The sequence below is a fragment of the Catenulispora sp. GP43 genome (assembly GCF_041260665.1).
Taxonomy (GTDB): Bacteria; Actinomycetota; Actinomycetes; order Streptomycetales; family Catenulisporaceae; genus Catenulispora.
Window position 1 is genome coordinate 154,043 of sequence record NZ_JBGCCT010000001.1, and the last position, 21,875, is coordinate 175,917.

General features: G+C 71.8%; 22 protein-coding genes and 1 pseudogene. 6 read left to right on the forward strand and 17 right to left on the reverse strand.

The window, feature by feature from the left end:
* Window positions 1–26: 26 nt before the first annotated feature.
* The 11 genes and pseudogenes from ABH926_RS00705 to ABH926_RS00755 all read right to left on the reverse strand — a co-directional run bounded on the left by ABH926_RS00705 (window position 27) and on the right by ABH926_RS00755 (window position 11,949).
* Entirely contained in the window at window positions 27–1,364 is a 1,338-nt protein-coding gene (locus ABH926_RS00705) for an HD-GYP domain-containing protein (RefSeq protein ID WP_370363246.1), read from the reverse strand.
* Window positions 1,361–3,865: an HD domain-containing phosphohydrolase gene (locus ABH926_RS00710; RefSeq protein WP_370363247.1), complete on the reverse strand. Its 2,505-nt coding sequence runs from the start codon at window positions 3,863–3,865 to the stop codon at window positions 1,361–1,363. Before ABH926_RS00710 ends, ABH926_RS00705 begins: the two co-directional genes overlap by 4 nt.
* 352 nt (window positions 3,866–4,217) lie before the next feature.
* Window positions 4,218–4,499, reverse strand: coding sequence for a mycothiol system anti-sigma-R factor (gene rsrA / locus ABH926_RS00715; protein WP_370338242.1), 282 nt, complete (start codon window positions 4,497–4,499; stop codon window positions 4,218–4,220).
* A gap of 6 nt (window positions 4,500–4,505) precedes the next feature.
* Window positions 4,506–5,303: a sigma-70 family RNA polymerase sigma factor gene (locus ABH926_RS00720; RefSeq protein ID WP_370363248.1), complete on the reverse strand. Its 798-nt coding sequence runs from the start codon at window positions 5,301–5,303 to the stop codon at window positions 4,506–4,508.
* Window positions 5,304–5,425: 122 nt separating this feature from the next.
* The gene (locus ABH926_RS00725; protein ID WP_370363249.1) at window positions 5,426–6,388 is read right to left on the reverse strand and encodes a bifunctional riboflavin kinase/FAD synthetase; all 963 of its coding nucleotides are present in this window, start codon (window positions 6,386–6,388) and stop codon (window positions 5,426–5,428) included.
* Between the two features lie 132 nt (window positions 6,389–6,520).
* Window positions 6,521–7,438, reverse strand: a complete 918-nt coding sequence (gene truB, locus ABH926_RS00730; RefSeq protein ID WP_370363250.1) for a tRNA pseudouridine(55) synthase TruB — start codon at window positions 7,436–7,438, stop codon at window positions 6,521–6,523.
* 4 nt (window positions 7,439–7,442) lie between these two features.
* Complete coding sequence (gene rbfA / locus ABH926_RS00735; RefSeq protein ID WP_370363251.1) at window positions 7,443–7,901, reverse strand: 30S ribosome-binding factor RbfA; 459 nt, start codon at window positions 7,899–7,901, stop codon at window positions 7,443–7,445.
* Between the two features lie 28 nt (window positions 7,902–7,929).
* Window positions 7,930–8,226, reverse strand: a complete 297-nt coding sequence (locus ABH926_RS00740) for a DUF503 domain-containing protein (RefSeq protein WP_370346972.1) — start codon at window positions 8,224–8,226, stop codon at window positions 7,930–7,932.
* A 102-nt stretch (window positions 8,227–8,328) separates the two neighbouring features.
* Window positions 8,329–11,349, reverse strand: coding sequence for a translation initiation factor IF-2 (gene infB / locus ABH926_RS00745; protein ID WP_370363803.1), 3,021 nt, complete (start codon window positions 11,347–11,349; stop codon window positions 8,329–8,331).
* Window positions 11,347–11,484 (reverse strand): annotated as a pseudogene (locus ABH926_RS00750) (translation initiation factor IF-2 N-terminal domain-containing protein); the annotation flags it as partial. The pseudogene ABH926_RS00750 and the gene infB, both read right to left, overlap by 3 nt.
* A gap of 168 nt (window positions 11,485–11,652) precedes the next feature.
* Window positions 11,653–11,949 carry a YlxR family protein gene (locus ABH926_RS00755; RefSeq protein WP_370363252.1) on the reverse strand — a complete coding sequence of 99 codons (297 nt, stop codon included), beginning with the start codon at window positions 11,947–11,949 and terminating at the stop codon, window positions 11,653–11,655.
* 112 nt (window positions 11,950–12,061) lie between these two features.
* On the opposite strand from ABH926_RS00755, the gene ABH926_RS00760 reads away from it, so the two are divergent.
* The 3 genes from ABH926_RS00760 to ABH926_RS00770 are packed head-to-tail and all read left to right on the forward strand — an operon-like array spanning window position 12,062 to window position 13,497.
* Window positions 12,062–12,400: an ArsR/SmtB family transcription factor gene (locus ABH926_RS00760; protein ID WP_370363253.1), complete on the forward strand. Its 339-nt coding sequence runs from the start codon at window positions 12,062–12,064 to the stop codon at window positions 12,398–12,400.
* Window positions 12,397–12,882: an SRPBCC family protein gene (locus tag ABH926_RS00765; RefSeq protein ID WP_370363254.1), complete on the forward strand. Its 486-nt coding sequence runs from the start codon at window positions 12,397–12,399 to the stop codon at window positions 12,880–12,882. The genes ABH926_RS00760 and ABH926_RS00765 overlap by 4 nt, the downstream gene beginning before the upstream one ends.
* Window positions 12,883–12,885: 3 nt before the next feature.
* Complete coding sequence (locus ABH926_RS00770; protein ID WP_370363255.1) at window positions 12,886–13,497, forward strand: dihydrofolate reductase family protein; 612 nt, start codon at window positions 12,886–12,888, stop codon at window positions 13,495–13,497.
* A gap of 184 nt (window positions 13,498–13,681) precedes the next feature.
* Here the strand turns inward: ABH926_RS00770 and ABH926_RS00775 are convergent, their stop codons facing one another.
* Complete coding sequence (locus ABH926_RS00775; RefSeq protein WP_370363256.1) at window positions 13,682–14,518, reverse strand: helix-turn-helix transcriptional regulator; 837 nt, start codon at window positions 14,516–14,518, stop codon at window positions 13,682–13,684.
* A 102-nt stretch (window positions 14,519–14,620) separates the two neighbouring features.
* Between ABH926_RS00775 and ABH926_RS00780 the strand changes: the two genes are divergently transcribed.
* Window positions 14,621–15,022 (forward strand): heme-binding protein, encoded by a 402-nt coding sequence (locus ABH926_RS00780; protein WP_370363257.1) that lies wholly within the window; start codon window positions 14,621–14,623, stop codon window positions 15,020–15,022.
* A gap of 51 nt (window positions 15,023–15,073) precedes the next feature.
* Here ABH926_RS00780 and ABH926_RS00785 read toward each other — a convergent pair whose 3' ends face one another.
* From ABH926_RS00785 to rimP, 3 genes are all read right to left on the reverse strand, one after another.
* Window positions 15,074–15,325 carry a hypothetical protein gene (locus ABH926_RS00785; RefSeq protein WP_370363258.1) on the reverse strand — a complete coding sequence of 84 codons (252 nt, stop codon included), beginning with the start codon at window positions 15,323–15,325 and terminating at the stop codon, window positions 15,074–15,076.
* Between the two features lie 246 nt (window positions 15,326–15,571).
* Window positions 15,572–16,549, reverse strand: a complete 978-nt coding sequence (gene nusA, locus ABH926_RS00790) for a transcription termination factor NusA (protein ID WP_370363259.1) — start codon at window positions 16,547–16,549, stop codon at window positions 15,572–15,574.
* Window positions 16,550–16,554: 5 nt separating this feature from the next.
* Complete coding sequence (gene rimP / locus ABH926_RS00795; protein WP_370363260.1) at window positions 16,555–17,139, reverse strand: ribosome maturation factor RimP; 585 nt, start codon at window positions 17,137–17,139, stop codon at window positions 16,555–16,557.
* 251 nt (window positions 17,140–17,390) lie between these two features.
* Between rimP and ABH926_RS00800 the strand changes: the two genes are divergently transcribed.
* Together ABH926_RS00800 and ABH926_RS00805 are read left to right on the forward strand one after the other, a co-directional pair.
* Window positions 17,391–17,801, forward strand: coding sequence for a hypothetical protein (locus tag ABH926_RS00800; RefSeq protein WP_370363261.1), 411 nt, complete (start codon window positions 17,391–17,393; stop codon window positions 17,799–17,801).
* Window positions 17,798–18,205 (forward strand): ferritin-like domain-containing protein, encoded by a 408-nt coding sequence (locus tag ABH926_RS00805; protein WP_370363262.1) that lies wholly within the window; start codon window positions 17,798–17,800, stop codon window positions 18,203–18,205. The genes ABH926_RS00800 and ABH926_RS00805 overlap by 4 nt, the downstream gene beginning before the upstream one ends.
* A 65-nt stretch (window positions 18,206–18,270) precedes the next feature.
* Here ABH926_RS00805 and ABH926_RS00810 read toward each other — a convergent pair whose 3' ends face one another.
* Together ABH926_RS00810 and ABH926_RS00815 are read right to left on the reverse strand one after the other, a co-directional pair.
* Window positions 18,271–19,872: a protein kinase gene (locus tag ABH926_RS00810; protein ID WP_370363263.1), complete on the reverse strand. Its 1,602-nt coding sequence runs from the start codon at window positions 19,870–19,872 to the stop codon at window positions 18,271–18,273.
* Window positions 19,873–20,004: 132 nt separating this feature from the next.
* Complete coding sequence (locus ABH926_RS00815) at window positions 20,005–21,753, reverse strand: proline--tRNA ligase (RefSeq protein WP_370363264.1); 1,749 nt, start codon at window positions 21,751–21,753, stop codon at window positions 20,005–20,007.
* Window positions 21,754–21,875: the final 122 nt, after the last annotated feature.

Consider the following 21,875-nt stretch of genomic DNA (forward strand, 5'->3'; position numbering starts at 1 on the left):
CGTACATGCCCGCGCAGGGGTGGGACTCACTCCCCGACCATCCGGCTCAGCGACTCCACCACCGCCGGGTCGTAGTGCACCGCCAGCCCGAGCCGGATGTGGCGCAGCGCCTCGGTGCGCTCGGCCGACTCCGGCTGCGCGCCGGCGAGGTCGTCGTAGTCGTTGGCGACCCGCAGTATGCGGCTGGGCAGCGGGCCCGCGGCACCGAACGGGTCGGGGTGGTGCTCGACGATGTCCGCGGCGTTGCCCAGGGCCCCGGCGCGACGGATCACCTCGGCGCCGGCCCGGGCCAGCTCGCGCTGGCGCACCAGGGACAGCGGGGCGGTGCGGCCGCCGTGGACCGGCTCGGCCACGGAGAGCTGCCCGATGTCGTGCATCAGCGAGGCGTACTCCAGGTCCAGCAGCTGCGCCTCGCTGAGCCCGAGCTCGCGGCCGATGCGCTGGCAGGTGCGGGCCACCCGGCGGGCGTGCCCGGGCTGGGTCAGGCCGGCCACCTCGGTGATGCGGGACAGCGCCCTGATCGTCTCCAGGTGGACTTCCTTGATCCGCGCGTAGCGGCGCAGCGCGAGCTGGGTGAAGGCCAGCGGCAGGCACAGGGCCGGCAGGACCCAGATCGACATGGTGCGCGAGGCCAGGCAGACCAGCAGGGTGGTGGCCACCACGGCGAGCCCGACACGGGTGGTGAAGGTCGCCTCGTCCCGGGCCGCGGCCAGGATCGGCCGCCGGTGCTGGCCGGCCTGCAGGATCGACCCGACCACACCGTCGCTGACGATGGCCAGCAGCAGGAACCCGGCGGTCGCCGAGCCCACCGCCAGGCTGTGCAGGTGCCGGCTCAGGAAGGTCGGGTCCAGCGAGCTCGGGTGCAGCAGCCCGGGGTCGTCGACCCGGGTGCCGAGCACCCAGCGCAGGTAGAACATCCGGAACAGCCATGCGGTCAGCGCCACCATCAGGAACCTGCGGGCGGTGTAGTCCAGGGTGGCCGGGCGCCGCACCGCCAGGTGCGGCACGGAGCCGACCAGGAAGCCGAATGCCGCCACCGCGACCGCCTGCGACGCGTTGTGCAGCGCCGGCTGATGGCCGACCTCGGTGAGCACGGCGTAGGCCAGACCAGTGGCCGCCCCCAGCGGCGCCGCCTCGCGCCCGCCGGGCAGCCGCACCCGGAACGCCTCGCCGGCGGCGATGATCGCGCCGAAGGCGAGGGCGTAGCCGGGCTGGCTGAAGCCGTGGACCGCGCAGGCAGCGACCGCGGCGAAGGCCACGAAGCAGGCCAGGACGATCAGCAGCGGATTGCTCTGCGCCCACGCCGTCTGCGCGTCACTGTCGACTTCGAAGGCCCGGTGGCTCGGTGGCTTGGCATGGTTCATGCCGGGGACTCCTCGGAGTCCTTGGCCTCGGGATCACGCGGCGGCCACGGGCTGCTGTCGCCGGGGCCGAAGAAGTGGAGCATCGGGGACGACCCGCCGGCGCCGCGCGAGAACCACGAAGGGCCGGCGGACGGCACGGAGCGACCGTCGGCGTCGGCCGTATCCGCGGCCATCGGGGCCATCGGGGCCATCGGGGCCATCGAGACGTCGGCGGGCGGCTCGGGCGCGGCCCACGGCTCCGGAGACGGGGTCCAGGCCTCTGTGTCGCGGGCCTTGGGCATGGGCCCGGCGTCCTCGGCCTCGCCGGCCGGCCCGACGGCGGCACCCGCGACCTCCTGGCACCGAGCGGCCGGCTTGCGCAGGTCGAGATCGACGGCCGGAGCCGGGGAGCCGTCGGCGGCCGAGACGCCGCCGGAGCCGCGCGGATCGGGATCGGCGGCCGGGGTCGGGGTGCGCACGCGCATGGAGCCGCGCGGATCGCCGTTCAGGCCGGGGTCCACCGGCCAGCGGGTGGATGCGGCCTCGGGTTCGGGGGCGGGCTCGGATACAGCCTCTTTCGGTTGCTCCAGCGCCACTGGGTGATCCGCGCCGGGCTCACGGGCCGCCAGGTGATCGGCCGCGGCTGGACCCTCAGGATCTGCCTCGGACTCGATCCCGGACTCGATCCCGGACTCGGACTCGGACTCGTGCTCGGCGCCGGACTCGCGCTCAGCCGCGTACTCTCGCTCGGACTCGGACTCGATCCCGAACTCGCGCTCAGCCCCGAACTCAAGCTCGGCCCCGAACTTGATCCCCAGCTCGTGCTCGGACTCGCGGTCGGCCCCGAACTCGTGCCCGGCCCCTGACTCGCCATCGGGCTCAACCTCGGCGCCCTCCGCCGCGACCGCACCCCGTTCCCCGCCCCAAGCCCAGCCCTCGTCCGGCTCCGGCCCCGGCTCGCGCACCACGGCCGAGTGCATCCGCTCCGACCAGCCGTCGTCGAAGTCCGCTTCGGCGTCGGCCGCCGCCGGCCCCGGTTCGCCGGCGCGCTGGCCCGGGATCGCGCCCGGCTGCCCGTCGGCGTCCGGCGCGGGCTCGCCGTCGGGCGTCAGCCAGCTCGGGTACCAGGTCGAGAACCACTCCACCGGGACGAAGGGGTCGTCGTGGTCGGCGAAGGAGAAGCCCGGCACCCGCTTGGGCAGTGGCCAGGGGCTGGAGGCGGCCGTGGCCGTTCCGTCGTCCTGCGGGGGCTCGGCGGGTACCAGCTCCGTGGGCACCCACGGGTTGCCGGCGCGGTCGGCGAACTCCAGCGCGTCCTCGAAGGCGCGGACCAGTACCGGGTCGAACTGGGTGCCGGCGCCGCGGCGCAGCTCGGCCACCGCCTCCTTCACCGAGCGGGCCGCGCGATAGGAGCGGGTGGAGGTCATCGCGTCGAAGGCGTCGGCGACGCCGATGATGCGGGCGAACTCCGGGATCTCCTCGCCGGACTTGCCGGTCGGGTAGCCGCGGCCGTCGAGGCGCTCGTGGTGGTAGAGCACGCCCTCGTAGACCTCGGTCAGGAACCTGATGTCGCGCAGCACCGCCACCCCGTGGTTGGGGTGCATGCACAGGAGCTTGAACTCCTCCTCGGTCAGGCCGCCGGTGCTGGTGAGCAGGCGCGTGGGGACGCCGAGCTTGCCGATGTCGTGCAGCAGCCCGGCGAAGCGGAGCATCGCCAGGCGGTCCTGCGGCATCTTCAGCTGCTCGGCGAGCATCTCCGCGCCGCGGGCGACGCGCTCGCTGTGGCCGCGGGTGTAGGAGTCCTTGATCTCCACGGCCTGCACCAGCGCCGCGATCGTCCCCTCGTGCGCCGCGCCTTCCTTGGCGTACTGCGACAGGCTCCAGTGCGCTATGTACATCGGCACGACCACCAGCGGGGCGGTGTACCAGCCGATGTCGTCCCACAGCGACAGGAAGATCGCCGCCAGCACGGCCGATGAGTAGTACGGCATGGTCGCGCGGCGGATGTCGCCGCGCAGCCCGTCCACGAAGCGGCGGCGCGTGGCCAGCCCCACGTAGCCGGCCAGGATCAGGGCGTTGACCACCAGGCAGGTGGTGACCGCGGCGGCGACCGGCCACAGGAACTCCGGGAAGTTCAGGAAGTGGCCGGGGAGATGGCCGCCCGCCAGGTAGCAGACCGCCGATCCGCAGGCCGGCACCAGGCTCGACAGCGCGGAGTTGACGATCTGTTTGGTCCAGGTCCAACTCGGCTGCCGGGGCATCGGCATCGAGCTGCACAGGCCGACCAGCGCGGCCCCGGGGGGCGGCAGAACCAGCACAGTGATGAGGGTGACGACCAGGGAGACCGACATGGTCCAGCCCGAGGTGCCGATCTGGACGCGCGAGAGCCGCTCCGCGGCGATCACCAGCGCGCACAGCGCGAGGAGCAGAGACAGCCGGGTAGGCGACAACGGCAACGTGGCGACGACCGTCACGGCCGCCACCACCAAACCGAAGATGTAGCACCGCACGGAGAACGGCATCGGTCATCCTCTAGTCCGCGCAGGGAGCGCGTCAGCACCGGTCAACGCAAAACCCTGTCACGAAACGCCCGGCAGGTCCACAGGCCGGCACATGGGGCGGCGCCGGCCTGTGGAATGGCATGAGTCGGGATCGCCCGACTCAGAGACCACCGCCAATGAGATGGACCATACCGAAACACCGTCTTTCATGACTCGCCCGCGGCTGTTTGGACCGCGGGAATGGATCAAAGCACGTACGAGTACAGAGGAAAACCGGCCGCTAGTCAAGAAAAGATCCACTCGATCGAGTGGATCCGGCCGGAACACACCAAAGGCGCGCCGAAAGCGCGCCCTTGGTCCGTATTCCGGGTCTCTACTCCCCCGCGCCGCCGACAGCGACCTCGCCGCGCACCTGCCGGATCCGCGCGAGCACCTTGTCGCGCAGGTCGACCGGCGGCTCGTCACACCCGCAGCAGCGCTGCACGAGCTTCTTCACCATGGCGTCCAGCCCGTACTTCTCCAGGCAGGGCGCGCATTCGTCCAGGTGGCGCTTAACCGCCGCGCAGTCCTCATCGGGCATCTCGTTGTCGATGTACTCGTAGAGATGGTCGAGGACCTCGGTGCACGGCGTCTCATGCGGCTGGCCGCAGCTCATGGCGCTTCAGTTCCCTTCCGACGCGGCGGCCACCAGGCCGCGCTCCCGCGCGTAGTCCTCAAGCATCGCACGGAGTTGCCGGCGCCCGCGGTGCAACCGGGACATCACGGTGCCGATCGGCGTGCCCATGATGTCGGCGATCTCCTTGTAGGCGAAGCCCTCGACGTCGGCCAGGTAGACCGCGATGCGGAACTCCTCGCCGATGGCCTGCAGGGCCTCCTTGACGTCGGAGTCGGGCAGGTGGTCCAGCGCCACGGTCTCGGCCGAGGGCAGACCCGCCGAGCTGTGCGACTCGGCCCGGGCCAGCTGCCAGTCCTCGATCTCCTCGGTCGGGCTGACCTGGGGCTCGCGCTGCTTCTTGCGGTAGCTGTTGATGAACGTGTTGGTGAGGATCCGGTACAGCCAGGCCTTGAGGTTGGTGCCCTCGCGGAACTGGTGGAAGGAGGCGAACGCCTTGGCGAAGGTCTCCTGGATCAGGTCCTCGGCGTCGGCCGGGTTGCGCGTCATGCGCAGCGCGGCCGGGTAGAGCTGGTCCAGGTAGACGAGGGCGTCGCGCTCGAAGCGCTCGTTGCGGGCGTCCTCGGACTCACCGGGGTCCACGCGCGGGCCCGCGGCGCCCTCGGGCCCGGCGGCCTGCTCCACGGGTGAGGAGGCCTCGGCGATGACGGCCTCGCCACGTGCGTCGTCAGCGGTCACGGCGACCGTCCTCACCTCCTCGGGGGTACCCGAAGAGCTTATCCAAGGCGTCGCCGCCGACAAATCGATCTTGACTGCCGGACGGCGCTGCTTCAGTGCCAAAGTCATTCCTGTCCCCTCGACAACGTGGTCGGACCCTTGAGGGTTCACGCCGTACAACCGGGTGGGGGACAGCCCTATTCCCACCGGTGACGGCCGTGACATGGGCCGCACCGGCTGTGACGAACGCCTCAGGCGGCGTCGGTGATCTCCCGGGCGATCTTGCAGTCGTCGGCCATCCGGACCAACAGGGCCTCGACCGAGTCGAACTTCAGGGTGTCCCGGATACGCGCGGTGAACTCCACCGCCACGTGCGTGCCGTACAGGTCGAGGTCGTCGCGGTCCAGCGCGTACGCCTCGACGCGCCGGTCGACCCCGTCGAAGGTCGGGTTGGTCCCGATGGAGATCGCGGCGGGGAGCCGGACGGACTTCTCCGGCTTGTCGACGTCGGTGATCAGCCAGCCCGCGTAGACGCCGTCGGTCGGGATCGCGGCGAACGGCACGGTCTCGACGTTCGCGGTGGGGTAGCCCAGCTCGCGGCCCCGCTGGTCGCCGCGCACGACCACGCCCTCGACCCGGTGCGGCCGGCCCAGCAGGACCTCGGCCTCGTCGACCGCGCCGTCGCCGACCCGGGCACGCACCCGGGTGGAGGAGAAGCGGTTGTCGGCGCTCTCGCCCTCCGGGCCCTTCAGGCTCACCGGGACCACCTCGAAGCCGTACCGCCCGCCGGCCTCCTGCAGGGCCGTGACGTCGCCGGCGGCCCGGTGCCCGAAGCGGAAGTTGGCGCCGACCACGACGGCCCGCGCGTGCAGGTGCTCGACGAGGACCAGGCGGATGAACTCCTCCGGGGCCCAGCGCGAGACCTCCAGGCTGAACGGCAGCACCAGCACCGCGTCCACGCCCTCGGAGGCGAGCAGTTCGGCGCGGTGGCGCTGGGTGGTCAGCAGCGGCGGGTGGCTGCCCGGGCGCACGATCTCGCTGGGGTGCGGATCGAAGGTGAGCACGACGGTCGGAACGCCGAGGGCGCGGCCCCGCGCCACGGCTGTGCGGACCACCTCGCGGTGGCCGCGGTGGACGCCGTCGAAGACGCCGATCGTGACGACCGAGGGGCCGAAGTCCTGCGGGACCTCGGCGGTGCCGTGCCAGCGTTCCACGGGGGTGCCTGCCTTGGGGTTGGAAAGAGTCTGCCGACACACAAGAGTGCCATCCGGGGCCCGCCGACGCGCAATCGGTCCGGCGGTGCGGATCCGATGGGATCTTCGACCTAGGACTTTCGGGCCGGCCGGTCAGACGAAGACCGCGACCGGCTTCGCCTTCTTCCCGCCCGGCAGGTCCTCGTACAGCGCCAGGAACCGCCCGTCCGGACCGAACACGGCCACCGGCTCCCCCGGGCGTCCGGAGGCTTCCAGGAAGCCGCCGTGCGCCACCGCGCCGGCCTGCTCGGCATCGATGTCCCGGGCCGGGAAGGCGGCCCGCGCGGCCGCGTCCAGCGGCACCATCGGCAGCTCCGCGCCGCCGTCCACCAGGTCGGTCAGCTCGGCCAGCGGGTGCGCCAAGGCCAGTCCGTACGGACCGACCGCGGTGCGCCGCAGCATCGTGAGATGCCCGCCGACGCCGAGCGCCGCGCCGAGGTCGCGCGCCAGGGCCCGGATGTAGGTGCCGGAGGAGCACTCGACCACGGCGTCCACGTCGACCAGCGCGCCCTCGCGGCGGACCGCGAGGACGTCGAAGCGGTGGATGGTCACCGGCCGCGCGGCCAGCTCCACCGTCTCGCCCTCGCGGACCCGCTTGTAGGACCGGACGCCGTCCACCTTGATCGCCGACACCGCCGACGGACGCTGCATGATCTCGCCGGTGAACGACGGGATCGCGCCACGGATCATGTCATCTGACACGTCCGAGGCGTCGGCCGAGCCGGTCGCCTCGCCCTCGGCGTCGTCGGTGATCGTGCTCTGTCCCAGGCGGATGGTGGTCTGGTAGGTCTTGCGGGTCAGGGCCAGGTGGCCCAGCAGCCGCGTGGTCTTCTCCACGCCCACCACGAGCACGCCAGTGGCCATCGGGTCCAGCGTGCCGGCGTGGCCGACGCGCCGGGTGCGCGCCAGTCGGCGCACCCGGCCCACCACGTCGTGCGAGGTCCAGCCGGCCGGCTTGTCGACGATCACCAGGCCGCCGGGGCCGTCGTCGGCCTTCGTACGCTTGCCCACCGGCTCAGGCGTCCTCGTCCTCGTCGTCGAAGTCCTCGTCGGCGCGCGGGGCCCGGTAGGGGTCCGGCTCGCCGGCGTAGGCCGCGGTGGCCGCCGCGTCCCGGACAGCGGCGTCGGACACCGCGACCTTGGCCAGGAGGTCCTCGATGTTCCGGGCGCCCTCGGGGATGGCGTCGGCGATGAAGGTCAGCGACGGCGTGTGCTTCACGCCGGTCTGCCGGCCCACCTCGGTGCGCAGGATGCCCTTGGCCGACTCCAGCGCCGCCGTGGACTCCGCGCGCTCCTCCTCGCTGCCGTAGACGGTGTAGAACACCGTCGCGTCGCGCAGGTCGCCGGTGATGCGGACGTCGGTGATGGTGACGAATCCGAGCCGGGGGTCCTTGATCCGGTTTTTGAGGGTCTCGGCGACGATCACCCGGATCCGGTCGGCCAGCTTCGCGGCGCGCGTTCCGTTGTTCGCCATGCGAACTCACTCCTTCTAGCTCGGATTCCTAGTCGTCCTCATCGCTGTGCAGCCGTCTGCGGACGCTGAGCAGCTCGATCTCCGGGCGCCACGCTACGGCGCCCTCAAGATCGTCCAGGACTTCATTCACTCGTGCGGCGGTGGCCGCGACCACCGCGACGCCGATCTCGGCGCGGCGGTGGAGGTCCAAGTAGCCGGTTTCAGCCGCGCCGACTCCGGCGCGCTTGTCCAACTCGGCCAGGATCGGCTTCACGATCCCGCGCTTCTCCTTCAGCGAGTGCACGTCGCCGAGGAGGATGTCGAGGGTCATAGTCCCCACGAACACTGGACATCAGGGCCAACCCGGCCCAGGGGATGAGATCTCCACTGCTTACATGGAGAGAGTAACTGGGGCGGCCCGGATGGGCCGCCCCATTATCGGTACCTCTTAGACGCGCGGCTTCTCACGCATCTCGAAGGTCTCGATGATGTCGCCTTCCTTGATGTCGTTGTACGACCCGAGGTTGATACCGCACTCGAAGCCCTCGCGGACCTCGGTGGCGTCGTCCTTCTCGCGCCGCAGCCCCACGATGGTGAGGTTGTCGGCCACGACGGACCCGCCGCGGATGAGGCGCGCCTTGGAGTTCCGCCTGATGAGGCCGTCCTGGACCATACAGCCGGCGATGTTGCCGATCTTGCTGGAGCGGAAGATGGCGCGGATCTCGGCGGTACCGAGCTGCACCTCCTCGAACTCCGGCTTGAGCATGCCCTTCAGGGCCGCCTCGATCTCCTCGATCGCCTGGTAGATGACCGAGTAGAAGCGGATCTCGACGCCCTCGCGGTCGGCCTTGGTCTTCGCGCGGCCGTCGGGACGGACGTTGAAGCCCAGGATGACCGCGTCGGAGGCCATCGCCAGGTCCACATCGGACTCGGTGATGGAACCGACGCCGCGGTGCACGACGCGCAGGTCGACCTCGGCACCGACGTCCAGCTTGAGCAGCGAGTCCTCCAGGGCCTCGACCGAGCCCGCACCATCACCCTTGATGATGATGTTGAGCTGCTGGACCTCGCCGGCCTTGATGACGTTCTCCCAGTCCTCGATCGAGACGCGCTTGCGGGAGCGGGCCATGGCCGCGTTCCGCTCGCGGGTCGCGCGGCGCTCGGCGATCTGCCGGGCCACGCGGTCCTCCTCGACCACCAGGAAGGTGTCGCCGGCGCCCGGGACGCTGGTGAGACCGAGCACCTGGACCGGACGCGAGGGCCCGGCCTCGGCGACGCTCTCGCCGTTCTCGTCCAACATGGCGCGCACCCGGCCGTAGGCGTCGCCGACGACCATGGAGTCGCCGACCCGCAGCGTGCCGCGCTGCACCAGCACCGTGGCCACGGCGCCGCGGCCGCGGTCGAGGTTGGCCTCGATCGCCACGCCCTGGGCGTCCATGTCCGGGTTGGCCCGCAGGTCCAGCGATGCGTCGGCGGTCAGCACGACCGCCTCGAGCAGCTGGTCGATGTTCAGGCCCTCGCGCGCGGAGATGTCGACGAACATGGTCTCGCCGCCGTACTCCTCGGCCACCAGCCCGTACTCGGTGAGCTGGCCGCGCACCTTCGTCGGGTCGGCGCCCTCCTTGTCGATCTTGTTGACCGCGACCACGATCGGCACGTCGGCCGCCTGGGCGTGGTTCAGCGCCTCGATCGTCTGGGGCATGACGCCGTCGTCCGCCGCGACCACGAGGATCGCGATGTCCGTCGCCTTGGCACCGCGGGCCCGCATGGCGGTGAACGCCTCGTGGCCCGGGGTGTCGATGAAGGTGATGGCCCGCTCGGTGCCCGCGACCTCGGCGACCACCTGGTAGGCGCCGATGTGCTGGGTGATGCCGCCGGCTTCGCCCTCGATGACGTTGGTCTTGCGGATGGCGTCCAGCAGGCGCGTCTTACCGTGGTCGACGTGACCCATGACGGTCACGACCGGCGGACGGACCCGGAGGTCCTCCTCCCCGCCCTCGTTCTCACCGAAGTCGATGTCGAAGGACTCCAGCAGGACGCGGTCCTCCTCCTCCGGCGAGACGATCTGCACGGTGAAGCCGAGCTCCTGGCCGAGCAGTTCGAAGACGTCGTCGGAGACCGACTGCGTCGCCGTCACCATCTCGCCGAGGTGGAACATCACCTGCACCAGGGACGCCGGGTTGGCGTTGATGCGCTCGGCGAAGTCGACCAGCGAGGCGCCGCGGGGCAGGCGGATGGTCTGCCCGTTGCCGCGAGGGAGCATCGCGCCGCCGAGCGACGGCGCCTGCATGTTGTCGAACTCTTGACGCCGCTGCTTCTTCGACTTGCGACCGCGGCCCGGACGACCGCCGGGACGGCCGAAGGCACCGGCGGTACCGCCGCCGCCGGCGCGACCGCCGCGGCCGTAGCCGCCACCGCCGCCGGGACGGCCGGCGTAGCCGCCGCCACCGCCGCCCGGGGCGCCGCCACCGGGACGCGGGGCGCCGTAACCGCCGCCACCGCCACCGCCGCCGCCGGGACGCGCGCCGCCGCCCGCGGGGGCGCCGGGACGCGGACCGCCGGTACGGCCGCCGGGACCGCCGGCCGGGGCGCCGGGGCGCGGACCGCCGGGACGGCCCTGGCCGGGGCCGGGACGCGGGGGGACGCGGCCGGGCATCATGCCCGGGTTCGGACGCGGGGCGCCGGGGACGCCGCCGGGACGCGGCGGCATGCCCGGACGCGGGCCGGCCTCGCCGCCGCCGGTCGCGCCGGCCGGCGGGCCCGGACGCGGCGCGGGCCGCGGGGGCTGCTGCATGCCGGTCGAGCCGGAGGACGTGAACGGGTTGTTGCCCGGACGCGGACCGGCCGGGCGCGGGCCCGGGGCCGGAGCGCCGGGACGGCCGCCCTGGCCCTGACCCTGGCCCTGGCCGGGGCGCTGGGCGCCGGCCGGACCCGGACGGGCGCCGCCGGGCGCCGGGCGCTGACCGCGGTCACGGTCGCGCTCGCCGCCGGGACGCTGGCCCGGGGCACCGGGGGTGCCGGGGCGCGGACCCGGACGGCCGGGGATGCTGCCGCCGGCGGCCGGGGACTGGCGCGGCGGGATCGCCCCGCCGGCACCCTGGCCCTGGCCCTGGTTCGGACGGTTCGGGCTCGCCGGGCGCGCGGGCGCCGGGGACGGAGCCGCCGGCGTGGTCGCGGCCGGTGCCTCCGGTGCGGCCGGTGCGGCCGGAGCCTCCGGGGCGGCCGGCGCGGGGGTCTCGGCCACCGGGCTCGCCGCCGCGGCCGCCGCCTGGGCCTGCGCGGGGACCGCGGGGCCGGGCTTGGGCGCGACCGGGCCGGGGCGCGGACCGGGCTTGGGGGCACCGCCGGGACGCGGGGTGCTCGAGGGTGCCGCGGTCTTCGCGGCGGGTGCGGACTGCGCGGAGGCAGCCGACCTCGGGGCGCCGCCCTTGGCGCCGCCGGATTCACCCTGTTGGATGCTGTCGATCAGTTTACGGACGACCGGCGCCTCTACGGTGGAGGACGCCGAGCGGACGAACTCACCCAGATCTTGGAGCTTGGCCATCACGACCTTGCTCTCCACTCCGAGTTCCTTGGCGAGTTCATAGACCCGGACCTTGGCCACTTCACTCCTTCTTCGGCCCGCGTCTGTTCGCGAAGCCGTCTGGTTACTGCATGGGCGTACTCATCGCGTGTTGCTGCTCATCGAGTGCTCATCGCCTGACTCGACCTGCTTCCGACTAGTACTGGGTTCTCTGTTCCACGCACCTGACGCGGACAGGGATGTCACGCTTCAGCTGCCTTCCAACAACGCTCGGACCGCCGTTGTTTCCAACGGACCGTCGACCCGCAGCGCCCGCGGGAACGCCCGCCGCTTCTCAGCGAGGGCCAGGCATCCCGGATCGGGGTGGAGATGGGCTCCACGTCCGGGCGACCGCCCGCGCAGGTCGGGGACGACAGCGCCCTCGACCGCCACGACGCGCAGCAGCTCCGTCTTCGCCGCTTTTGCCCTGCAACCCACACAAGTGCGCACCGGTACGGGACGTGCCGATGCGGCAGGGCGTGCAGGAACATCCGTCTGGCTAGACACCCTTCAGTCTAGCGCCTGGATCACATCAGCGTTCCCCGGGTTATTGACGGGGGGTCAGCCGCCGGCCTACAGTCAACATATCGGTTGATTAACGAGATGGTTGATTAACACTATGGTTGATGAAGAATCGGCCCTGGACCGGGCCTTCACCGCGCTGGGCGACCCGGTGCGGCGCGCGATCGTGGCCCGGCTGTCCCGCGGCGAGGCCACCGTGAACGAACTGGCGGACCTGTTCCCGATCACCAAGCAGGCGGTCTCCCGCCACATCGGGGTCCTGGAGGACGCGGGCCTGATCACCCGCAGCCGGGACGGCCAGCGCCGGCCCTGCCACCTGGACCCCGCGGCCCTGGAGGCGCTGACGAGCTGGATCGACGGCTACCGCCTGGCCGCCGAGAGCCGCTTCCGCAAGCTCGACGCGGTTCTGGAAACCCTGAAGGAGGAAGAACGATGAGCACCAAGCCCACGACCATCCAGGCCCCCGAGGGCACCCCGTTCCTCGACGTGACCCGGGACTTCGACGCCACCCCGGCACAGGTGTTCCGCGCGTACACCGACCCGGAGCTGGTCGCGCGCTGGCTGGGCCCGCGCGACCTGGAGATGGACATCGAGGAGTACGACGCGCGCCCCGGCGGCAGCTACCGGTACATCCACCACGGCGGCCACCTCGGGGACCGGCGCGCGGGGTTCCACGGGGTGTTCCACACCGTGGAGGCCGACCGGCTGATCATCCAGACCTTCGAGTACGAGGGCGTGCCGGGCGAGGTGAAGCTCGACATCTGCCGGTTCTCCGAGGTGGACGGCCGGACCCGGGTGACGACGCGCTCGGTGTTCCCCTCAATGGAGACCCGTGAGGGTGCGCTGGCGTCCGGGATGGCGCACGGTATCGAGGAGTCGATGGCGCGGCTGGCCGAGCTGCTGACCCCGGGAGTGTGAGAGATGAGCAAGGTCATCATGGCCGACGCGGTCTCGCTGGACGGGTTCCTGGCGACCGAGCAGGACCAGGTCGGGGCCCTGCACGACTTCTACTTCAACGGCGACACCCCGGTCACCGCCGGGAACCGGCACATGTCGTTCAAGGCCTCGGCGGTGTCGGCGAGCTACCTCGACGCGCAGTGGTCCCGGATCGGGGCGATGGTCATCGGCCGCCGCCTGTTCGACCTCACCAACGGTTGGAACGGCGTACCGGTGGCCGGCGACCGGGTCTTCGTGGTGACGCACAACGTCCCCACGGACTGGGATCTCCTCGACGCGGCACCGTTCACCTTCGTGACCGACGGCGTGGCGAGCGCCGTCGCGCAGGCCAAGGCGGTCGCCGGACCCGACCGGGACGTGTCCCTCAACGGCGGCGACGTCGGCGGCCAGGCCTTCGCGGCCGGGCTGGTGGACGAGCTGGACGTGGCGCTGGTGCCGGTGGTCTTCGGCTCCGGGAAGCGGTTCTTCGGCGACTACGCCGACGGGCAGCGGCTGCTCGACGACCCGACGACCGTGGTGCAGGGCGACCGGGTCACGCATCTGCATTACAAGGTGCGCAAGGACGGAGACGGCTGACGGATCCAGGCCGGCCGCGCACGGTGCACCGAGGGGGTGTCCGCCGGGCGCGGCCGCGGTTTGCCCGGTCCCGCGGGCCGGATCACCGGATCAGATGCGGGGTCGGCTCCGGACCGGCTCACAGCTTGGTCGGCCTGCCCGACCCGCAGCCCGCGGTTCGCTCACCCGGCAGCCCGCAGGCCGCTCAGCCGGCAGCCCACGAAGCCAGCATCCGCAGCGAGTCCGCGGTCGGCGACCCCGGCGGCGCGGTGAAGACGATCATCGTCAGGTCCGGATCCGCCGCGACCGACAGCGCCTGCCAGTCCAGCAGCATCGGGCCGGCCACCGGGTGCTCGAAGCTCTTGCGGAAGGTGTCGGTGGCCCGCACCTCGTGGCCGCCCCACCAGCGGCGGAAGTCCGGGTCGCGGTCCAGCAGCTCGCTGACCACCTCGGCCATCCGCCGGTCGCCCGGCATCAGGCCGACGCTCATCCGCATCCGCGCCACGCTGACCGAGGCGACCTCCTCCCAGTTGCGGTGCATGCCCCGGACCCGCGGCTCCAGGAACAGCATGCGGATCATGTTCCGCTCGCGCGGCGGCATCTCGGCGAAGTCGAAGTACAGCGCCACCGCGAGCGCGTTCCAGGCCACGATGTCCCCGCGCGGATCGATGACCAGGACCGGGACGTCCCGCATGGCGTCCAGCAGGTGCCACACCAGCGGGCCGACGACCGTGCCGCCGGCCGGCTCGGCGGCGGTGCTCCGGGAGCGCGCCGGCGGCTGCGCCAGAATCCCCAGGTAGGTGCGCTCGGCGTCGGTCAGGCGCAGCGCGGTGGCGATCCCGTTCAGCACGCTGTCCGAGGCCGTGGTGACGCGGCCCTGCTCCAGGCGCGTGTAGTGGTCCACGCTCATGGCCGCCAGATGCGCCACCTCCTCCCGGCGGAGCCCTCTGACGCGCCGCGGGTTCCCGACCGCGGGCAGCCCCACGGACTCCGGCGCCACGGCCGCACGCTTCGACTTGAGGAAATCACCGAGCTCGCTCACCCCTCCAGCATCGCATCCGGGCCGCGCGCGTTCCTGGGGCCGCCGTCCCCAGGAACAGGTGAGCTCTGGTTGCCCAGGCCGGCCCGGACGACGCTGGACGCCATGAGCATTCTGAACCTCGAAACCACTGCCCGTATCGTCGCCGCCGGCCAGGAGGCCGCCGCCGGGATCGGCGTCGCCATGTGCATCGCGATCGTCGACACCGCCGGGAACCTCGTGGCCTTCCAGCGTATGGACGGAGCCTGGCTGGGCTCCGTCGACATCGCCCAGCGCAAGGCGCGGACCTCCGCGCTGTTCCCGATGCCGAGCGCGGTGCTCGGCGAGATGTCCCAGCCCGGCGGCCCGATCTACGGCGTCGAGGCCACCAACGGCGGGCTGGTGTCCTTCGGCGGCGGCCTGCCGCTGGCCGCCGCCGACGGCACCGTGATCGGCGCGGTCGGCGTCTCCGGCGGCATGGTCGACCAGGACGTGGCCGTCGCCGAGGCGGTCGCCAAGGCGGTCTGAGGCACCTGTCCGTGAAAGCAGTGAGGGCCTTCCGTAACGGAAGGCCCTCACTTATGGCGTCTTCGCGAGCTGGTGGCCGGAGGCGTCATACGCCTTGGCGCCGCTGGACTGGACACCAGGGGCGAGGAACGTGACGACGAACGAGTGTCCGCCGATCCGGACCGGGTCGAGATGGACGGTGTTCCCGTCCGACTTCATGACGTCCACGTGGTCCACCGCGGTATTCACCTCGGCCAGCAGCAGCACCTGCTCACCGAACGGGTAGGACCGCAACGACAGGGCGGTCGCGGCCGGCGGGGTCACCGAGTGACAATCGGGACCGTAGCCCGTGGCACCGCCCATGCCCGGCGGCGCCGTCAGCAGGTAGCACAAGTGAGGCCGTAGGCGAACCGGACAAGCGCCGGCCAGCGTCCGATCGCGAACTCGCGGAACTCGGCCTCCGCCTCGCTGTTCGGTTGGTCGGTCATGACACCCAAGACAGCAAGATGCCGGCAGATCGTTGCATGCCTATAAGGGCCCTCCTTCAGGAGGGCCCTTATAGGCAGCTCGCTACTGCTCCGTCGCCGGCTCCGCGTCCGAGCGGATGTCGATGCGCCACCCGGTCAGCCGCGCCGCCAGCCGCGCGTTCTGGCCCTCCTTGCCGATGGCAAGCGACAGCTGGAAGTCCGGGACGATCACCCGGGCGCTGCGCTGGTCCAGGTCCACGACCTGGACCTTGGACACCCGGGCCGGGGACAGCGCGTTGCCGACCATCTCGGCCGGGTCGTCGGACCAGTCGACGATGTCGATCTTCTCGCCGTGCAGCTCGGCCATCACGTTGCGCACCCGCGCGCCCATCGGGCCGATGCAGGCGCCCTTGGCGTTCACCCCGGCCCGGTGCGAGCGGACCGCGATCTTGGTGCGGTGGCCGGCCTCGCGGGCGATCGCGGTGATCTCCACCGCGCCCTCGGCGATCTCCGGGACCTCCAGCGCGAACAGCTTCTTCACCAGGTCCGGGTGGGTGCGCGAGAGCGTCACCTGGGGACCGCGCTGGCCGCGGCGGACGTCCACCACGTAGCACTTGAGGCGCTCGCCGTGCCGGTACTCCTCGCCGGGGACCTGCTCGGCGGCCGGGAGCGTGCCCTCGATCTTGCCGATGTTCACCAGCACCGCGCGCGGGTCGCGGCCCTGCTGCACCACACCGGTGATCAGGTCGCCCTTGCGGCCGGAGAACTCGCCGAAGGTCTGTTCGTCCTCGTGGTCCCGCAGCCGCTGCAGGATCACCTGCTTGGCGGTGGTGGAGGCGATGCGGCCGAACTCGCTCGGGGTGTCGTCGTACTCCCGGGTGGTGCCGTCCTCGATCTCCTCCACGGCCCACACGGTGACGTGGCCGCTGGCCCGGTCGACCTGGACCCGGGCCCGGGCCTTGGCCCCGTCGGTGCGCTTGTAGGCGATCAGCAGCGCGGCCTCGATGTCCTCGACCAGCTTGTCGAAGGGGATCCCGCGGTCCTTCTCCAGGTCGCGCAATGCACTCGTGGGGATGTCCATGGTCGTCAGCCCTCCTCGTCCTCGTCGACGTCCTCGATGGCGGCGGCGTCGTCCTCGATGGCGGCGTCGTCCTCGTCGTCCTTGCGGTTGAACTCGATCTCCACACGCGCCTTGGCGACCTCGGCGAACGCCAGCCGCCGCTCCTGCGTGGCCGACGGCTGGCCCTTCTTCTTGCCGGGCACCTCGACCTCCAGCAGCACGCCGTCCTCGTCGCCGTCGAGGATCCGGCCGGTGAGGTCGCCGCCGTCGCGCAGGACCGCGCGCACCAGCCGGCCCTTGGCCCGGCGCCAGTGCTTGGGCTCGGTCAGCGGCCGGTCGGTACCCGGGGATCCGACCTCCAGCACGTAGGGCTCCTCGCCCATGACCGCTACGCCCTCGGGGCTGTCGAGCACGTCGGAGACCACCCGGGTGATGTCGGAGACCGCGTCCAGCGACACACCGTCGTCGCCGTCGACCACGACCTCGACGCGGCGCCGCCGGGCCACCTGCGAGACGCGGACCGCCTCGAGGTCGTAGCCGGCGGCGGTGACGACCGGTTCCAGCAGCGCTTGCAACCGGTCCGCCGGGGATCCGGATCGGGGGGTGCTCATCGTTCTCCTTGTGCAGTTGTCGTGCAGTTGTCGGCCGTCGTGCCGTCGCTTCGTAGCCAACACAGTATCCGTTCCGCGCCGGGGCGCGCTCACGTCGCCACGGCCCCGGGAATCGCTACAATTTGCCGGTGACCTGGGTGCCCGTGGAGCTGACGAGACGCACGATGCTCACTGTTACGGGTGTGGCACTGTTAGGCGCGTGTGCCTCGCCTGCCGAAACCCGCAGTTCCGAGAGCTCTTCGGGTGAACCGGTGCCGGCCGGACACACGGACCCGGTGCGGGACCGCGCCCTGGCCGCCGAGGCCGACCTGGTCTCGAGGTACGACGCCGCCTTGGCGCTGCCTTCCGTGGCCGCCGACAGTACCCTCACCGCGAAGCTCACGGCGATCCGCGCGGAGCACGCCGCCCACGCCGCCGCGATAAAGCAGGGCTATACGCCGCCCTCCACTCCGACTCCGACGCCCTCATCGGGTTCGGGGGCGCCGCCCGCCACGACGGACGCGAAGAGCACCGTGGCGGCGCTGGCCGGAGCGGAGCAGAACGCCGCGAGCAAACGGACGGCGGACATCCTGGCCGCCGACGGCACGACCGCCATGCTGCTGGCATCCATCGCCGCCGCCGAGTCCGGCCACGCGGCCCTGCTCCAGGGAGGCTCCGCATGAGCGCGCTTCAGACCGCTCTGGGGAACGAGTACGCCGCGGTGTACGGATACGGAGTCCTGGCAGTCCACCTCGTCGGCGCCCAAAGGGCCGCCGCGCAGAACGCCTACGACACCCATAGGGCGCGCCGGGACATCCTCATCGGACTGATCGAGGCACAGGGCGACAAGCCCGTCGCTGCGGCGCCCGCTTATGCGATCCCCTTCCCGGTGAACACCGCGGCGGATGCCACACGGTTGGCCACGCAGTTGGAGGAGCGGCTCGGCGCCTCTTATGCGGACGTCGTCCAGTCCTCCAGCGGGGACACCCGGCGAACCGGACTGGAGTGGCTGACGGACTCCGCCGTCCGCGCAGTGCGCTGGCGTGGGAGCTCTGTAGCGTTCCCGGGACTGCCCGAACGGGCCTGACCCGGGAGAACTCGACCGGGAACACAGGCCCGGGGGATGTCCCGGGCCGGCAACTCCTCAGGGAATCAGTCCTGTCCGCCGCTCAGCGCGTCGGAGAAGTCCTGCAGCTCACCGGACAGGGTGGAGTCCACCGCTTCGGAGAGCAGCCCCTGCACCTGGTCGTCGTTGATCTTCGAGCCCAGACTGTCGAGCTTGTTCTGCAGATCGTGCACGGTGCGGCCCTTCATGCCGTGCGCCTTCGCCTGCTGCGCCGCCTTCTCCGCGTCGGCCAGCGAGCTCTGCAGATCGCGCCCCGTGGTGGGGTCCATCGTCACCGCGCCCTGCGCGATGTAGCCGTCGATCTGGGCCGCCATCGCCTGCAGGTAGCCGACCGGGTCCGCCTTCGGGTCCATGGTCGGCGCGTTCGTGGAGGCCGGGTTGCTGGAGGAGGTGGTCGGCGCGCCCGACGGCGACGTGCCCGAGCCGGACGGCGCGGTCGCGGACCCGCTCGGGGTGCTCGCGGTGATCCCCGGCGGAGGGGCGGACGTGCTCCGCTTCTCCGCCTGCGAGCCCTTCATGAAGACCGCGGTGCCGGCCGCCGCGATGAACGCGATGACCAGAGCGCCGAGGACCATCCAGATCCAGTTCCAGCGGCGCGGGGGCGGCGGCCTGGGGAACGTCGGCTGGGCCGGGTAGGAGCCGCCGTCATCGTCGTCGTGGGGGACGCTCTGCGCGGGGACGCGGGGCCCCATGTACGCGGGCTGCTCCTGGGCGGCCAGGTAGGACGGCGGCGGGGCGGCCTCGTACGGCTGCATCACCATCGTCCGGTTCGCCGGCGGCCGCGCCATGCCGGGGATCTCGGCCGGGGCGCCGCGCAGTTCCAGGACAGCTGCCACGGTCGCCGCGGCCGGCCGCTCCATGGGGTCCTTGGCCATGCACTGCCGGTAGATCCCGGCTATCTGCGGGGGCAGGCCGGCCGTCGGCAGCGGCGGCGGGAGCTTGTGCAGGTGCGCCTTGACCACGTCGTCGACCGTCGCGCCCTCGAACGGCGCGCGGCCGGTGACGCACCAGTAGAGGATGCAGCCGAGCGCGTACACGTCGGAGGCGGGCAGCGCCCCGCGTCCGGTCAGCTGCTCCGGCGCCATGCACACCGGCGTGCCGACCACCAGGCCGGTGCGCGCGTCGGTGTCGGAGGAGGCCTGCGCGATGCCGAAGTCCAGGAGCTTGACCCCGTCGGACATCAGCATGACGTTGCCGGGCTTCAGGTCGCGGTGGATGATGCCGACCTGGTGCACCGCCTCCAGCGCGCTCGCCAGCTGCGCGCAGGCCAGCCGGGCGTCGTTCTCGATCAGCGGGCCCTGCTCCAGCCGGTCCTCCAGGTTCAGCCCGGCCAGCAGCTCGGTGACCAGCACCGGCTGGAAGTCGCCGGCCCCGTCCTGCCACTCGATGTAGTCGAAGACCGTGGTCACCCGCGGATGCGACAGCCGCGCCAGGGCCAGCGCCTCCCGCCGCAGCTGCTCACGGCCCGCCGGGTTCGCGGCCGCGCCGCCGTGCAGCAGCTTGACGGCGACCAGCCGGTCCAGGCTCGAGTCCTGCGCCTCCCAGACGACCGCGCTGCTGCCCGACCCCAGGGGGCGGGTCAGGCGGTAGCGCTCGGCTATGACGGTGCCGGGGGTCGGTGCATCCATGGAGGTGATTATTGCGCGTCACTCCTACCGAGCGGCGCCGTGTCGACCGTGATCCAATCGTGCGCTCAGCGGACGACACACGCCGCCGCCGGAGGACTCCCGGCGGCAGCGTGCCTCACACGCGGCCGCGGCTCAGCCGCGCACCAGCGCGTGCACGTGCTCGACCAGGTCCGGCACCGCGACCTCGGTCTTCTCGCCGCTCTGGCGGTCGCGGACCTCCACGACCCCGTCGGCGAGGTTCCTGCCGACCACGACGATGGTCGGGATGCCGATCAGCTCGGCGTCCTTGAACTTCACGCCGGGCGAGACGCTGCCCATGCGGTCGTCGTACAGGACCCGGACGCCGCGCGCGCCGAGCTCCTCGGCGTAGCGGTTCGCGGTCTCGTAGATCGCCTGGTCCTTGCCGGCGGCCACGATGTGCACGTCGGCCGGGGCCACCTCGCGGGGCCAGACCAGCCCGAGCTCGTCGTGCAGCTGCTCGGCCAGGACCGCGACGGCCCGGGAGACGCCGACGCCGTAGCTGCCCATGGTGACGCGGACCGGCTTGCCGTCCTTGCCGAGCACGTCGAGCTTGGCCGCGTCGGCGTACTTGCGGCCGAGCTGGAAGATGTGGCCGATCTCGATGCCCCGGTCGATGGACAGCTCGTGGCCGCAGCGCGGGCACAGGTCGCCGGCGCGCACCTCGGCAGCCTCGACGGTGCCCTCGATGTCGAAGTCACGGCCGGCCACCGCGTAGGCGACGTGCTTGCCGGCCTCGTTGGCACCGGTCACCCAGGCGCTGCCGACGGACACGCGCGGGTCGACCAGGTACTCGTACCCGGCCTCCTTCAGCCCGACCGGGCCGATGTAGCCGCGCACCAGCTTGGGGTGCTTGCCGAAGTCCTCGGCCTCGAACATCTCGACCTCGCCGGGGGCCACGGCGGCCTCCAGGCGCTTGAGGTCCACCTCGCGGTCGCCGGGCAGGCCGACGATCAGGACCTTCGGGTCCTTCACGCCGGGGTAGCGGACCTTGACCACGACGTTCTTCAGCGTGTCCTTGGCCTCGACGGCGATGCCCAGGCCGTTCACCACGGTGACCAGCGACTCGATGGTCGGGGTGTCAGGGGTGTCCAGGACCTGGAGCGCGGGCTGCGCGGAGGCGTCCTGCGGCGCGGCGACGGCGGTCTCAACGGCCTCGACGTTGGCCGCATAGCCGCAGTTGTGGCACGCCACATACGTGTCCTCGCCGGTGGGCGCGGTCGCGAGGAACTCCTCGGAGGCCGATCCGCCCATCGCGCCGGACACCGCCGAGACGATCTTGTACTTGATGCCGAGGCGCTCGAAGATCCGGATGTAGGTGTCCCGGTGCTGCGCGTAGGAGTGCTTCAGGCCCTCGTCGTCCAGGTCGAAGGAGTAGGAGTCCTTCATCAGGAACTCCCGGCCGCGCAGGATGCCGGCGCGCGGACGCGCCTCGTCGCGGTACTTGGTCTGGATCTGGTAGAGCGTGACCGGCAGGTCCTTGTAGGACGACACCTCGCTCTTCACCATGTCGGTGAACATCTCCTCGTGCGTGGGGCCGAGGAGGTAGTCGTTGCCGCGGCGGTCCTGGAGACGGAACAGGTTGTCGCCGTACTCGGTCCAGCGGCCGGTCGTCTCGTAGTACTCGCGGGGCAGCAGGGCCGGGAACTGGACCTCCTGCCCGCCCATCCGGTCCATCTCCTCGCGCACGACGCGGGTGACGTTCTCCAGCACCTGCTTGCCCAGGGGCAGCCAGGAGTAGATGCCGGGGGCGACCCGGCGGACGTATCCACCACGGACCAAGAGCTTGTGGCTCGGGACCTCGGCGTCCGCCGGGTCCTCGCGCAGGGTTCGCAGGAACAGCGACGACATACGCCAGATCACGGAGTGCTCCTTGTGTTCGATCGGGTAAGGTGTCGCGCCAAACGAAAGCCGCGCCGGCGGACACTTCTGTCCTGCGAGGATATCCGGCTCGAGCGTGATCGCTTGCCGTTTGGCCCTTCGCA